Origin of the sequence: Pantoea vagans (assembly GCF_001506165.1) — a bacterium.
GTDB lineage: Bacteria > Pseudomonadota > Gammaproteobacteria > Enterobacterales > Enterobacteriaceae > Pantoea > Pantoea vagans_C.
The window spans coordinates 3,956,931-3,970,983 of the sequence record NZ_CP011427.1 but is presented as its reverse complement, the minus strand read 5'-3'; the positions used below and the strand labels follow the sequence as shown (position 1 = coordinate 3,970,983).

Annotated in this window: 9 protein-coding genes; all 9 read left to right on the top strand. The window is 56.2% G+C overall.

Going from position 1 to position 14,053, the window contains the following annotated elements; translation table 11 throughout:
- Nucleotides 1–987 carry a dipeptide ABC transporter ATP-binding protein gene (gene dppD, locus LK04_RS18335; protein WP_058972842.1) on the top strand — a complete coding sequence of 329 codons (987 nt, stop codon included), beginning with the start codon at nt 1–3 and terminating at the stop codon, nt 985–987.
- Nucleotides 977–1,987, top strand: a complete 1,011-nt coding sequence (dppF, locus tag LK04_RS18330; RefSeq protein ID WP_039329147.1) for a dipeptide ABC transporter ATP-binding subunit DppF — start codon at nt 977–979, stop codon at nt 1,985–1,987. The genes dppD and dppF overlap by 11 nt, the downstream gene beginning before the upstream one ends.
- A 474-nt stretch (nt 1,988–2,461) precedes the next feature.
- The gene (gene bcsO, locus LK04_RS18325) at nt 2,462–3,199 is read left to right on the top strand and encodes a cellulose biosynthesis protein BcsO (RefSeq protein ID WP_039329149.1); all 738 of its coding nucleotides are present in this window, start codon (nt 2,462–2,464) and stop codon (nt 3,197–3,199) included.
- Nucleotides 3,190–3,990, top strand: coding sequence for a cellulose biosynthesis protein BcsQ (gene bcsQ, locus LK04_RS18320; protein ID WP_039329151.1), 801 nt, complete (start codon nt 3,190–3,192; stop codon nt 3,988–3,990). The genes bcsO and bcsQ overlap by 10 nt, the downstream gene beginning before the upstream one ends.
- Before the next feature lie 57 nt (nt 3,991–4,047).
- A complete protein-coding gene (gene bcsA, locus LK04_RS18315; protein WP_052205981.1) occupies nt 4,048–6,153 on the top strand; it encodes a UDP-forming cellulose synthase catalytic subunit in 2,106 nt (701 codons plus the stop codon).
- Nucleotides 6,150–8,678: a cellulose biosynthesis cyclic di-GMP-binding regulatory protein BcsB gene (gene bcsB / locus LK04_RS18310; RefSeq protein WP_039329154.1), complete on the top strand. Its 2,529-nt coding sequence runs from the start codon at nt 6,150–6,152 to the stop codon at nt 8,676–8,678. The genes bcsA and bcsB overlap by 4 nt, the downstream gene beginning before the upstream one ends.
- 11 nt (nt 8,679–8,689) lie before the next feature.
- Nucleotides 8,690–12,496: a cellulose biosynthesis protein BcsC gene (locus tag LK04_RS18305; RefSeq protein ID WP_039329156.1), complete on the top strand. Its 3,807-nt coding sequence runs from the start codon at nt 8,690–8,692 to the stop codon at nt 12,494–12,496.
- Nucleotides 12,496–12,942, top strand: a complete 447-nt coding sequence (gene bcsD, locus LK04_RS18300) for a cellulose biosynthesis protein BcsD (protein WP_039329158.1) — start codon at nt 12,496–12,498, stop codon at nt 12,940–12,942. The genes LK04_RS18305 and bcsD overlap by 1 nt, the downstream gene beginning before the upstream one ends.
- Before the next feature lie 9 nt (nt 12,943–12,951).
- Nucleotides 12,952–13,956 carry a glycosyl hydrolase family 8 gene (locus LK04_RS18295; protein ID WP_039329160.1) on the top strand — a complete coding sequence of 335 codons (1,005 nt, stop codon included), beginning with the start codon at nt 12,952–12,954 and terminating at the stop codon, nt 13,954–13,956.
- The last annotated feature ends 97 nt before the right edge of the window (nt 13,957–14,053 follow it).

Genomic DNA, 14,053 nt, shown 5'->3' with positions numbered 1-14,053 from the left:
ATGGCATTATTAAATGTAGAAAAATTATCGGTGCATTTCGGCGACGAAAAAACACCGTTCCGCGCCGTAGACCGCATCAGCTACCAGGTTGAACAAGGCCAGGTGGTGGGGATTGTCGGTGAATCCGGCTCGGGTAAATCTGTCAGTTCACTGGCGATCATGGGGCTGATTGATTACCCCGGCCGTGTGATGGCCGAAAAACTGGAGTTCAACCAGCGTGACCTGCAACGCATCTCCGAAAAAGAGCGCCGCCAGCTGGTAGGCGCTGAAGTGGCGATGATCTTCCAGGACCCGATGACCAGCCTTAACCCGTGCTACAGCGTCGGTTTCCAGATTATGGAAGCGCTGAAAGTGCATCAGGGTGGCAGCAAAAGCACCCGTCGTCAGCGTGCTATCGATCTGCTGGAGCAGGTGGGCATTCCCGACCCGGCTTCGCGACTGGATGTCTATCCGCACCAGCTGTCGGGCGGTATGAGCCAGCGTGTGATGATCGCCATGGCGATTGCCTGCAAACCGAAGCTGTTGATTGCAGATGAGCCGACCACCGCGCTGGACGTCACCATTCAGGCACAGATTATCGAACTGCTGTTGGATTTGCAGAAGCAAGAAAACATGGCGTTGATCCTGATTACCCACGATCTGGCGCTGGTGGCGGAAGCCGCGCAGCACATCATCGTGATGTATGCAGGCCAGGTGGTGGAAAGCGGAAAAGCGGTGGATATCTTCAAAGCGCCGCGTCATCCGTACACCCAGGCGCTGCTGCGTGCGCTGCCGGAGTTTGCCGCTGATAAAGCGCGTCTGGCTTCGCTGCCAGGTGTGGTGCCGGGCAAATATGACCGCCCAACCGGCTGTCTGCTCAACCCACGCTGTCCGTACGTGACCGACCGCTGCCGCCGTGAAGAACCTGAACTGCGCGACATTCCGGGCCGCCAGTCTAAATGCCATTTCCCACTGGATGATGCCGGGAGACCGACTTATGAGTCTTAATAACACTGAGCAGGATTACCTGCTGCAGGCGATTGACCTGAAAAAACACTACCCGGTGAAGAAAGGGCTGTTTGGCCAGGAGCGCCTGGTCAAAGCGCTGGATGGCGTCTCGTTTAACCTTGAGCGTGGCAAAACGCTGGCGGTGGTGGGGGAGTCTGGCTGTGGTAAATCCACGCTGGGTCGCCTGTTAACCATGATTGAAACGCCAACCGAAGGGCAGCTCTATTGGCATGGTCAGGATTTGCTAAAGCACGATCCGCAGGCGCAGAAGCTGCGTCGCCAGAAAATTCAGATTATCTTCCAGAACCCGTATGGCTCGCTGAATCCGCGCAAAAAAATCAGCCAGATTCTTGAAGAGCCGCTGGTGATCAACACCTCGCTGAGCAAAGCGGAACGCCGTGAAAAAACCCTGGAGATGATGGCGAAGGTCGGTCTGAAAACCGAACACTACGACCGCTACCCGCATATGTTCTCCGGTGGGCAGCGTCAGCGTATCGCCATTGCGCGTGGTTTAATGCTCGACCCAGACGTCTTGATTGCCGATGAACCTGTCTCGGCGCTGGATGTTTCGGTGCGTGCGCAGGTACTCAACCTGATGATGGATTTGCAGCAGGATTTGGGTTTGTCGTATGTGTTCATTTCTCACGACCTGTCCGTGGTTGAACACATAGCCGACGAAGTGATGGTGATGTATCTGGGCCGCTGCGTTGAAAAAGGCAGCAAAGAGGCGATCTTCAGCAATCCTCGCCATCCTTATACTCAGGCATTGCTGTCTGCCACGCCGCGACTCAATCCAGATGAGCGCCGTGAGCGCATCAAACTTACCGGTGAGTTGCCCAGCCCGCTTAATCCACCGCCGGGCTGTGCCTTTAACGCGCGCTGCCGCCGTCGTTTTGGCAGCTGTGTACAATTGCAGCCCAAGCTAAAACAGTATGGCGAACAGCAAATCGCCTGCTTTGCGGTTGATCAGGATGAGAATCAGCCAGTGGGCGTTCCGTAAATTACCGCCAAAAATAGCTAAAGGCTCCCTCGGGAGCCTTTCTTTTTTGCGGGTTCATACTTCAGTAAAATTAACGGCTGAGTGCGTAGAAAAAAAAGAGGTCTGAAATGTATTACGCCAGTGAATCAGTAATAAATTGGTCCTGATTACGATATAAATCGTTAAGGCAAATTCTGAATAATGTCAGGATTGTGTGAGTGTTATCACACAGGTGTAAAATCCGTAACTTGAACCACTTTGAAGGTTTTTCAGTAAGTTAGGTTAATGTTAACCCCGTTATTATTTCAGTTAATCGATATTAATTAATCTCCGACCATAAATAACAGCATGCTATTTGCATATGTAGAATTTCAATCAGCAAGATAAAACTCTTTTATTGAATATGTTGTTTTAATAATCAGATTTCTCTCACCGTCTTTTAATGTGTGTGTTATATTCCAGGCAAATTCCCTCCCGTTTTTACAGGCTCTGATCATGAAGAATTACGACGATCTGCAGCGTTTCAAAGAAAAAACGCACACGCTTGATATCGCTTTTAAGGATATGTCTGGGCAATCGCAGGACGCGGATCACAGCCAATGGGCCATTATTCGCCAGCTGGCGACGGATAATGAGCCGGAATTAGGCAGCGGTCAGCGCATTGACCTGCCGCAACCCCAACCGATCCGTGGTGATGAGTTTGCCGCACCTGCGCAACCTGCACCTCTGCAGGCGCCAATCGCTGCCGCTGGCAGCACTACGCGCGGATCGATTCTCGACAGCCTGGCCGCGACGGCGCCGCTAGAATCCGTGCCCGCTGCGCCGCTGAGTGGTGTTTCTTCCTTATTCCCACCGGCTCCAGCGGTGAAACCCGCACCTTCAGCAATCGCGCAAGCGCCGAAAGCGACCGTGGTTGAGCGCCAGGCGACCACTTCGCTGTTTCCGCCGCCGCCGCCGAAACCGGTTGCTGAACCTGTCGCAGCACCTGCGCCCCTCGTGGCAGCACCCGCACCGATTGCGGCCAAACCTGCGCCCGCCCCACACACTGTGGTTAGCGCTGGCCCGGTTGCGACACCTGCACCATCACCGACTTTTGCCGCACCGGCACAGCCGGCTGCTGCTGCACCGTCTCGCTTTGGTGCGCTGTTCCGTTCACGCCCCGCGGAACCTGCTAATATTTCTAAAGAAACACTACTAAAACCGTTACTGGAGAAAATCGCGCTATGCCGTTAGTTTGTGTGTGCTCGCCTAAAGGGGGAGTAGGGAAAACCACCATGGCGGCCAATCTTGCATGGAGTCTGGCGCGTGCCGGCAGCAAGGTGTTGGCAATCGATTTCGATGTCCAGAACGCATTGCGTCTGCATTTTGGTGTACCGCTGCACGACGGCCGTGGTTTTGTTGCTCGCTCTGAAGAGCAGGCCGACTGGAGCCAGTCCATTCTCACCACCGGCGGTAATATTTTTGTTATGCCGTACGGTGACGTCACTGAAGATCAGCGTGAGCGTTTCGAAGAGAATCTGGTTAAAGATCCACATTTCCTTAAACGCGGTCTGGATACCGTGCTGAATTATCCGGGACTGGTGATTATTGCTGATTTTCCTCCAGGTCCAGGTCCGGCGCTTAAAGCCATGACCGCGCTTGCCGATATGCATTTAGTGGTGATGCTTGCAGATACCGCTTCTGTCTCGCTTCTGCCGCAAATAGAAAATGACCGCATGATAGGTCAGCCACTGAATAATAAACGTGGTCATTATTTTGTGCTTAACCAGAGCGACAACCGCCGCAATATTAGCCGTGAAGTCACCGGCTTTATGCAGCAGCGTCTGGGTGAGAACTTATTGGGTGTGGTGCACCGCGATGAAAGCGTCGCGGAAGCCAATGCTTCACAACAGTCGGTGTTTGATTTCAGCCCTGCCTCTGCGGCCGCGTTTGATATCGAACTGGTGGCCAAACGTGTGGCAAATATCCTGAATATTACCGTGGGTAACGGTGAAGTTCAGGCGCCCATTCGCAGTCATTATTAAATAAGCCAGGCTGTTGCCTGGCGCAATAATAACAACACAGCTTCTTTAGGGTGAATCATGAGTAAACTCGGGTTTTACCTGCTGCTACTGGTGCTTGCACCGGTCGCCGCGGTAATCGTCATCACGCCTATGGACAGCCAAAAACAATATATTTTTGGCTTAATCAGCATCGGGATGATGTTTCTACTGGGCTTCAGCAAAAGCCGCAAAATAACCGTTGTGATGGTTATTCTTTCTGCGCTGATGTCGACCCGATATATCTGGTGGCGCACCACAGAGACGCTGCAATTTAATTCAGAGATCGAAGCCATTCTCGGCATCGGTTTATATCTGGCCGAATTGTATGTCTGGCTGATCCTGATTCTGGGCTTCCTGCAGACCACCTGGCCACTGAAACGCACCATTGAACCGCTGCCGGAGGATACCAGCCTGTGGCCAACGGTGGATGTGTACGTGCCGACCTACAACGAAAGCCTGGATGTCGTGCGTGATACCGTGCTGGCGGCCCAGTGCATCGATTATCCGCGCGACAAGTTGAAAGTCTATTTGCTGGATGATGGCAAGCGCAGTGAGTTTGCGGTGTTTGCGGCGGATGTGGGCGTGGGTTACATCACCCGTGACGACAACAGCCATGCGAAAGCCGGTAACCTCAATCATGCAATGAAAATCACCAAAGGTGAGCTGATCTGCATCTTTGACTGTGACCACGTTGCCACCCGTACTTTCTTGCAAGCAACGGTCGGCCCGTTCCTGAAAGATCCTAAGCTGGCGTTGTTACAAACGCCGCACTACTTCTACTCTCCGGACCCGTTCGAGCGTAACCTGCGCGCTGCGCGCAGCATTCCAAACGAAGGTGCACTGTTCTACGGTCCGGTGCAGCAGGGCAACGATAACTGGAATGCGACTTTCTTCTGCGGTTCCTGTGCGGTTATCCGTCGCAGTGCGTTAGAAGAAATCGGTGGTTTTGCTGTTGAAACGGTCACGGAAGATGCGCACACCGCATTGAAAATGCAGCGTCTGGGCTGGGGATCTGCCTTCCTGGCGATTCCACTGGCTGCCGGCCTGGCCACCGAACGTCTGGGCCTGCACGTCATACAGCGTAACCGCTGGGCGCGTGGCATGACGCAGATTTTCCGTGTTGATAACCCGCTGTTTGGCCGCGGTCTGAAATGGCAGCAACGCCTGTGCTACCTCAACGCCATGCTGCACTTCCAGTTTGGACTGCCACGCGTGGCCTTCCTGACGGCACCGCTGGCGTATCTGTTGTTCAACCTGAACATCATTCACTCGTCAGCCTCGCTGATTTTTGCCTACGTGCTGCCGCACCTGGTGATGTCGCTGTACGTCAACTCCCGCATGAACGGCAAGTTCCGTTACACCTTCTGGGGTGAAATCTACGAAACCGTGATGTGTTTCCACCTCGTGATTCCGACGCTGTTGACCATGCTGGCCCCTAAGCGCGGGAAATTTAACGTAACGGATAAAGGCGGTTTGCTGGATCAGGGCTTCTTCGACTTCCACATCGTGCGTCCACATGTGATTGTCGCCGTGCTGCTGACTATCGGCATTGTGGCGGGCGTGGTGCGCGCCACGGCGCATGATTACTTTGGTGTTGACCCTTATGTTATCGCGCTCAACGTCGGCTGGGCGGTGTTCAGCCTGATCATCCTGATGGCGGCCATTGCCGTGGCGCGTGAAACCAAGCAGGTACGTAAAACCATTCGTATCGAAGTGCAGATTCCGGCGGTGATTCACTATGCGAGCGGCATCTCTTCACGTACCCAAACCAGCGACTTGTCGATGGGTGGTGCGCAGTTGGATGCGCCAGACAATCGCCACGAGACCGATGAAATCGAAGAGATTGACCTGCTGCTGAAATCGGGTGCTATCACTATCCCGGTGAGCAAAATCTCCGGCGATGATGAAACCATTCGTCTGCGCTTTGGCGATATGCCGCTCTCGCGCCGCCGTGAACTGGTGCGCGTGGTACTGGCGCGTGCCGATGCGTGGATTCAGCCCGAGTACAAGCAGGACAACCCGCTGGTTTCACTGGGCACCATTATTCGTACCGTGTTTGAGCTGTTCTGGCTGACCTGGAAAGATCGCCGTCAGAAGCATAAGCGTGACAACCAGGCCGCCGTAAAAGAGGACAGCGCTGCATGAAGAACTTGACTCAAACGTTGCTGGCGAGCTCGCTGGCAACGGCGCTGATGCTCGCCCCTGCCTGGGCGGAAACGCCTGCGGTCACCCAAGACAGCTCGGCGCTGTCTGACGTGCCGCCACCGCAAGGGATTCAGAGTGAAGCGGATACGCAGTTACAACAAGCCGCCGGTGCCACGCCTTACGCACCGGTAGACAACGCGCCCGCCACTGAGAACGCTGCGCCAGCCGATACGACGGGCGCGGCGCCTGCACCGGTTGATAGTGCGCCAACGAACAACAATATGGCTCCTGCACCGGAAATGGTGTTGCCGAGCGTTGCCCCTGTTGCGCCGGTAGCCGCCGCGCCAACTACCGCGATGTTGAACCAGCCGGTAAGCAGCACGATTACGGTGGCTCAGATGGGCCAGCCGCAGGGCATTACCTTGACCGGTGGTCAGCTGCAATCCGGTATTGTGTTCACCCTGCCAAGTGATGAAGTAATCACCAATGCGCATCTCAACCTGTCGCTGCGTGTTTCTGCAGCGCTGGCGGCGCGCAATACCTCACTGCAGTTGATGCTCAACGGCCAGCCGTTGGGCACCTTGCCGCTGGGCTCCAGCGACAGCGATGTCAGCGACTATCAGCTGGATATCCCTGCGGCGATGGTGGTATCGAGCAACAACCTCAGCTTCAAAATCAACGATGCGGATAAGCTGCTGTGCGAAAAAGAGAGTGCGCAGCAGTATCAGGTCTCAATTCTGCCGAAAACCACGCTGAGCCTTGAAGGGCAGCAGTTGAATATTGGCACCAGTCTGCGCAACTTCCCGCGTCCGTTCATTGATGCGCAACGCATGACGCCCGCCAGCGTGACCTTTGGCTTTGCCGCCAATGTGGCACCTGACAGCGTGAGCGCTGCGGCTTTAGTGGCTTCCTGGATGGGGATTCAGTCTGATTATCGCGGTATCCGTTTCCCGGTTGTGCGTGGTGATTTGCCAGAACACAACGGCATTTTGGTCGGTCATCCGGGTGACAAGATTGGTTCGGTGACCTTGCCGGCCACCAATGGCCCACTGTTGCAAGTGATCGATAACCCGAACAACCCGGTCTACAAACTGCTGTTAGTGGTAGGAGCGGACGACGCGCAGTTACGGCAGGCGGCAAACCGTTTAACCACCCAGCCGCTGACCACGGATGCCAGCAGCCTGAACGTTCAGCCACAGCAGATTGGTGTGCGTAAGCCGTATGACGCGCCACGCTGGATCAATACCAGCCGTCCAGTGCGCCTGAGCGAGCTGCTGCGTAAAGATCAAAGCCTGACCACCACCGGTATCTGGCACGATGCGTTGAGCGTCAACTTCCGCGCGGCACCGGACCTGTTCATGTGGGATGGCGACACCATTCCGGTGGAACTGCACTACCGTTTCCCATCAGAAAGCTGGATTGATGAGAACAAATCGTTCCTTAACGTGATGATTAACGGCACGTTCCTGCGCAACCTGACGGTAAATAAAGTCGGTCTGCTGGAGAGCGCCTGGCATCGTCTGGGTGGCGACGCGCGTCAGGAGCATTACACCCTGAAGCTGGAGCCGTATCTGATTTACGGTGACAACCAGCTGGCGCTGTACTTCAACATCAAACCGAAAGCGGATGCACCTTGCGGTGTGTTGCTCAACAACAACATCAAGAGCCGCATTGAAGATGATTCGTGGATCGATCTGAGCCACACGCGTCACTTCACCATGCTGCCTAACCTGTCGTACTTCGTGGGCGCGTCGTTCCCGTTCTCACGTCTGGCGGACTTCTCGCAGACCACCTTGCTGCTGCCTGAAAAGCCTACCGATGCCGAGATCTCCACGCTGCTGGATATGTCCTCACGCGCCGGTAACGCCACAGGCGTGCCGCTGGTGCAGAACCAGGTGCTGTTTGGCCTGCCGAATGGCGGCACCAATCTGACGCGTCTGCAGCAGAGCGATCTGCTGGCGGTGAGCACCACGCAGAACAGCGAGTTTAACCAGCAGATGCTGGCGAATACGCCGTATGAAACCAGTGGCAATACGCTGGGCGTGAAAGACCCGACCACCTGGGACAAACTGCGCGGCTGGCTGACCGGTGACTGGTATCGCCAGCAGCTGGATGCCGATCGTTACTTCTCCTCGAACGAAGCGTGGCGTGGCTTTGTCAGCTATCGCTCGCCATGGAATGCGGATCGTCTGGTGGTGATGACCGTGGCGACCAGTGACCAACAGTTGCTGCGCCTGCATGAGGACCTGAACTCTTCACGCATCAACGCCGGTATTCGTGGCGATACCGCCATCATCACCGATGAGAACGGCATTCGCAGCTTCCGTGTCGGACCGCAATTCCCGAGCGGTGAAATGCCGTGGTACATGATGGTGGTGTGGTATGCCAACCAGCACTCCGTGCTGATGGCGCTGGCGGCACTGCTGCTCTCAGCGTTGGTAGGCGGTGGCGCCTGGGCGATGCTGAAACGTCATGCGTGGCGACGTCTCAACCCGAAAGCTGATAGCAAGTCCGGCAAGAAGTAAGGATAAAAACAATGAAAAAAAATCTGTTAAGTGCCGGTATTCGTCATGCCCTGATTCTGGGTGGGGCATTGACGCTCTCTCAGCCGCTGTTCGCGGCAGAGAGTACCAATCCTGCGTTACAAGCGCTGTTCGATCAGGCGGCTTACTGGCATCAGAAAGCGCATGACGATTTAGCCAAATCTTCGCTGCAGAAAGTGCTGATGGTGGAGCCAAACAACACTCAGGCGCTTTATCTGCTGGCGCTCTATTCGCAGCAGAGCGGTAGCACGGCGGAAGCGGCGCAGTGGCGTGCACGCCTGAGCGCGGCATCACCCAACGATCCGCATCTCACCGAACTGGATAACGCGCGTCAGCTGCAAACCATTCCACAGGCGCAGCTGTCGCTGGCGCGTCAGCAGGCGCGCAGCGGCAACATCGCGGCGTCACTGCAAACCTGGCGTAATACCTTTAACGGTAATGAGCCACCCCCGAGCGTGGCGGCAGAGTATTACCTGACGATGGCGGGTGACCGCGCGCTGCTGCCCCAGGCGGTAGAAGCGCTGCGTCAGTTCTCTGCCGACCATCCGCAGGATACCGGCGCGAAACTGGCGCTGGGTAAGGCGATGACCTATCAGGAATCCACCCGTCGTCAGGGGATCGATTTGCTCGCGTCCCTCGCCGATGGCAATAAAGATGCTGACCGCTCATTGCGTCAGGCGTTGCTGTGGTTGGGGCCACAGGCGTCCGATGCTTCGCTGTATCAAACCTGGCAGCAGCGCCACCCGCAGGACAATGCGGTGATGGATTACTACCGTAAAAACGTCGGTGGAGCTGAGAAAGGCGCTGGCTTTACCGCGCTGAACAGCGGTGATGTCAGTAATGCACAGAACAACTTTGAAAAGGTGCTGCAGGCCAACCCGCAGGATGCTGATGCGCTGGCCGGTATGGGCTATGTGGCTCAGCGTGCTGGGCGTTACGCCGAAGCGGCGGACTACCTGACACGCGCCGCGCAGCTGGGCGGCGACCAGAGTGATACACGCCAGAAACAGGCGGCGGATGCGCGCTTTTATGCCCAGCTGGCGACTGCCCAGCAGGCGCTGAAGAACGGTGACAGCGCCCAGGCGCTGGCGCTGAGTGAACCGCTGGCGCAGGCCGACGGTGAGAAAGGCATTGCGGCGAAGCTGTTCCGCGCGGACGTCCAGCGTCGCAGCAATCAACTCGATCAGGCAGAGCAAACCTATCGCGCTATCTTGCAAACGGATGCCAATAACCGTAATGCCAAAGAAGGTCTTTTCTACGTATTGCGTCAGCAAAACCGCAGCGCAGAGGCGAATACCTTGCTGGCATCACTGCCAGACAGTGTGCGTCAGAGCGTGGCACCGCGCGGCAGCAGCACCGATCCGATCCGTGCGCAGGCCAAACGTGAACTGGCTGCCGGTAACAACAGTGCAGCGATTGCCACACTCAACAGCGGTATCCAGCGCTACCCGAACGACGGCTGGTTGCGTCTTGATCTGGCGCGTATTTATCGCGCCCAGGGCGATAACATGATGGCCGCCAATATTATGCAGCCTGCCATGCGCAGCGGGGCCAGCACCAATGAGCTGTATGCCGGCGCCTTGAACGCCAGCGAAAGCGGTGCCTGGCAGCAGGCCAGTTTACTGTTGTCGCGCATTCCGAACGGCAGCAAGAGCAGCGACATGCGCGAACTGGCGCAGCGTGTGAATTTCAACCTGCAAATGGCAACCGCCGATCAGTATCTGGCGCAGGGTTCAAATGCGGCAGCGGCTAACACCTTGCGTGCGCTGGCCTCTACCCCGCCAGCCAACCCGGTAGATGCGGGCAATCTGGCGCAGAAGCTGGCGAAAGCGGGCGATCTCACTACCGCCGTGTCGGTGGTGCGCAGCAATATGCAGCGTGGCATTCAGGGTAACGCCGGTGACTATGCCGCTCAGGTGGCGGTGCTGAACCAGGCTGGCCTGAATACCGAAGCGCAGAGCTTCCTCAGCAGCCCAGAGTTGCAGTCGCGCAGTACACCCACGCAGCTGGCGAGTATTCGTAACGGTTACGTGATCAATGAAGTGGATCGCCTGCGCGAGCAGAAACAGTACGCCGCCGCTTATGACAAGCTGGTGGGCGCACTGCAGCACGATCCACAAAACCGCGATCTGATGTTCGCGATGGCGCGTCTCTATCAGTCCGGCAAGATGAACAAAGAAGCGGGCGTGGTGTATGACTACCTGATGACCCAGGATACGCCAACGCAAGACGCGCGTACCGGAGCCATCAATGTGGCGCTGGCTAATAATGATGTGAATAAGGCGAATACCTTAACGCGTGGCCTGCGCAATGAGCAGACGCCAGACCGTCTGCTGCTGCTGGCGCGTGTGGCAGAAGCCAACGGCGAGCACAGCCAGGCGATGAGTTACTTGCGCACCGCACGCGGTCAGTTGATTGGCCTGCAAGGTGCACAGACGGGCAGCGTCCCGAGCGTTGGTGGTCTGGCCTTGGCCGACAACCCGTTCATCAACCGCAGCACATCGCCGGTTTCAGGTTCTCCTTCTGCCTATGGCGCAGTTATGCCCTGGCAGTCAGCACCGGATGCCTCCACCAGCAGTGCCGCAGGCGTGACGCTGGCAAGTAATACGCCAGCGGTGCAGCAGAGCCAGACGCTGCGTCAAATCGACAACATGATGGACGATTTGCAAGAAAAAACCGGTACTTGGGTGCAGGGGCAAATGCAGGTGCGCGGTCGTGATGGCGAATCGGGTCTGAGTAAACTGACCGAAGCCAAAGCGCCGCTGACTTTCTCCACCGTGCCGTTTGGCGAGTCACGCTTTGACTTCACTATGACCCCGGTTTCTCTGACGGCAGGCAGTGCGGCCGGTGACGCATGGCGTCGCTTCGGCACCAACGCCCTGGTGCAGGGGAATGTGGTGGCCTCGGGCGATGCCAAAATTGACGATGTGCCTTCCTCGTCCACCGATTCGCAGAAGGCCACCGGCGTTGAGTTGAACCTGGCATTGAAAGGCGACAGCTACAAGATTGACCTCGGCAGTACCCCGCTCGGGCAGGATCTGAGCACGCTGGTCGGTGGTGTGCAGTGGTCGCCGAAGTTGACTGACTTCCTGACGTTGATCCTCACCGGTGAACGTCGCGCGATGACTGACAGCCTGCTCTCTTACGTTGGCGTCGAAGACAAAACCAGCGGTAAGCGCTGGGGCCGCGTCACCAAAAACGGCGGTAACGCTTTACTGAGCTACGATAACGGCGATGCCGGTTTCTATGTGGGCGGTGGTGCGTACAGCTACATCGGTGAAAACGTGGCAAGCAACAATAGCGTGCAGGCGACCGCCGGTGCCTATGTGCGTCCGTTCCACTCCGATGACCGCGAACTGAAAGCCGGGATGAGTTTGTCGTGGATGGACTTCTCGAAAAACCTCAGCTACTTCAGCTACGGCCAGGGCGGTTACTTCAGCCCGCAAAACTATGCGTCGGTGTCATTCCCTATCGAATTCACCCGCAAGTTTGACGACCTGAAAGTGAACGTCGGCGGTTCGGTGGGTTATCAGTCGTACAGCCAGGATAAGAGCGCCTACTTCCCGAATGATCCGACATACCAGGCGCAAATGCAGAGCCTGGCCGATCAGGGTTATGTGAAGAGTGCCTATTACAGCGGCGACAGCAAAAACGGTATCGGCTACAACCTGCATGCCGGTGCCGATTACAAGATCAACAAAGATGTCACCATTGGCGGCCAGTTAGGCTACGACACCTTTGGCGATTACAACGAGAGCACAGCGAATCTGTACTTCCGTTACATGTTCGGAGACAACTAATGAGTGAGCAAGTAACCGCGCGCGTCAGCCATCCACATCAGCCAGGTTGGTTCGACCTGGTCAGCGTGATGATTGAAAGCATGTTGAACAATGCGGGTGAGGAAGCGGAAGGTTTTCTCATCGACGTGGGCGCATCGCTGGCAAAACGCTATCCTTTAGCAGAAGCGCGCACCGTGCAGGATCTGGAGCGCGAAATAAATCTGCAGCTGGCCCGTTTCAACTGGGGTTTCAGCCAACTGCAACCGCAGGAAAATGCGATTCTCATTCAGCACCACGCGCTGCCGCAGGGCGACAGCAATGTGGATGCTGAGCGCTGGCAATTGGCTTTAAGCGCCGTGCTGGCGGGCGTTTATGCCCAGTGGTTACAGGCGCAAGGTGGCAGTGCGGCGGTGCCGGTCACGTTCGAGAAGAACGACGGCGGTACGTTGCATTATCGATATCAATAGGATGCTGTGATGAAAGTGATGCGGTTCTGGCGTCAATGGATGCTGTGTTTCATGGTGATGTTTTTTAGCGCCCAGGCGGCCGCAGACGGCTGGAGTACCTTTAAAAGCCGTTTTATGAGCAGCGATGGCCGTATCAGCGATACGGCTAACAACAATGTCAGCCACACCGAAGGTCAGGGCTACGGCATGTTACTGGCGGTGGCAAACGACGATCGTGCCACTTTTGATAAGCTGTGGCAGTGGACGCGTAGCCATTTACGCAATCCACAGAATGATCTGTTCTACTGGCGTTACACGCCAGGTGCAGCCAATCCGATTGCGGATAAAAACAACGCGTCCGATGGCGATGTGTTGATTGCATGGGCGCTGCAACGTGCAGGGCAGAAGTGGGGCGGTGATTATCAGTCCACCTCTGACCGTATTCAGCGGGCTATTGTCAAACAGAACGTGATCACCTTTGGTGGGCGCACGGTGATGTTGCCTGGCGCACAAGGGTTCAACAAAAACAGCTATGTGGTGCTGAATCCCTCTTATTTCCTGTTTGCGGCATGGAAAGAGTTTGCCGATCGTAGCCATCTGCGCGTGTGGAACAGCTTGATCGATGACGGGATGGATTTGCTGGGCGATATGCATTTCGGCAAAACCGGCCTGCCGCTGGATTGGGTGGCGCTGAACGCCGATGGTTCAGTCGCGCCTGCGGTGGGGTACTCCAACCGCTTCAGCTATGACGCGATTCGTATCCCGCTGAATATCTGGTGGTACGATCCGCAGAGCTTACGTCTGGTGCCGTTCCAGCGTGTCTGGCAGGGCTATGGTCGCATGACCACACCAGCCTGGTTTGATGTGCTCGCCAATACCCCTGCGCCATACAATATGGACGGTGGGCTGCTGGCTATCCGCGATCTGACCCTGAACCAAACCGGTTATCTTAGCGACCATTTAGCGCCGGATCAGAACTACTTCTCGGCCAGTTTGCAGTTGCTGACGTGGCTGGCGTATCAAGAGAAGCGTTAACAATCACAGCGTGCGGATGACGTACCGGTCGCCATAAATGGCGACGCTACAATCGTCATCCGCGTAGGGTCGGCATTCATGCCGACCGGTTTCATTC

Bases quoted from the DNA above. Each gene is read 5' to 3' on its own strand.
- bcsO (WP_039329149.1), top strand. From the start codon at position 2,462: ATGAAGAATTACGACGATCTGCAGCGTTTCAAAGAAAAAACGCACACG.
- bcsB (WP_039329154.1), top strand. From the start codon at position 6,150: ATGAAGAACTTGACTCAAACGTTGCTGGCGAGCTCGCTGGCAACGGCG.
- LK04_RS18295 (WP_039329160.1), top strand. From the start codon at position 12,952: ATGAAAGTGATGCGGTTCTGGCGTCAATGGATGCTGTGTTTCATGGTG.
- dppF (WP_039329147.1), top strand. From the start codon at position 977: ATGAGTCTTAATAACACTGAGCAGGATTACCTGCTGCAGGCGATTGAC.
- dppD (WP_058972842.1), top strand. From the start codon at position 1: ATGGCATTATTAAATGTAGAAAAATTATCGGTGCATTTCGGCGACGAA.
- bcsD (WP_039329158.1), top strand. From the start codon at position 12,496: ATGAGTGAGCAAGTAACCGCGCGCGTCAGCCATCCACATCAGCCAGGT.
- bcsQ (WP_039329151.1), top strand. From the start codon at position 3,190: ATGCCGTTAGTTTGTGTGTGCTCGCCTAAAGGGGGAGTAGGGAAAACC.
- bcsA (WP_052205981.1), top strand. From the start codon at position 4,048: ATGAGTAAACTCGGGTTTTACCTGCTGCTACTGGTGCTTGCACCGGTC.
- LK04_RS18305 (WP_039329156.1), top strand. From the start codon at position 8,690: ATGAAAAAAAATCTGTTAAGTGCCGGTATTCGTCATGCCCTGATTCTG.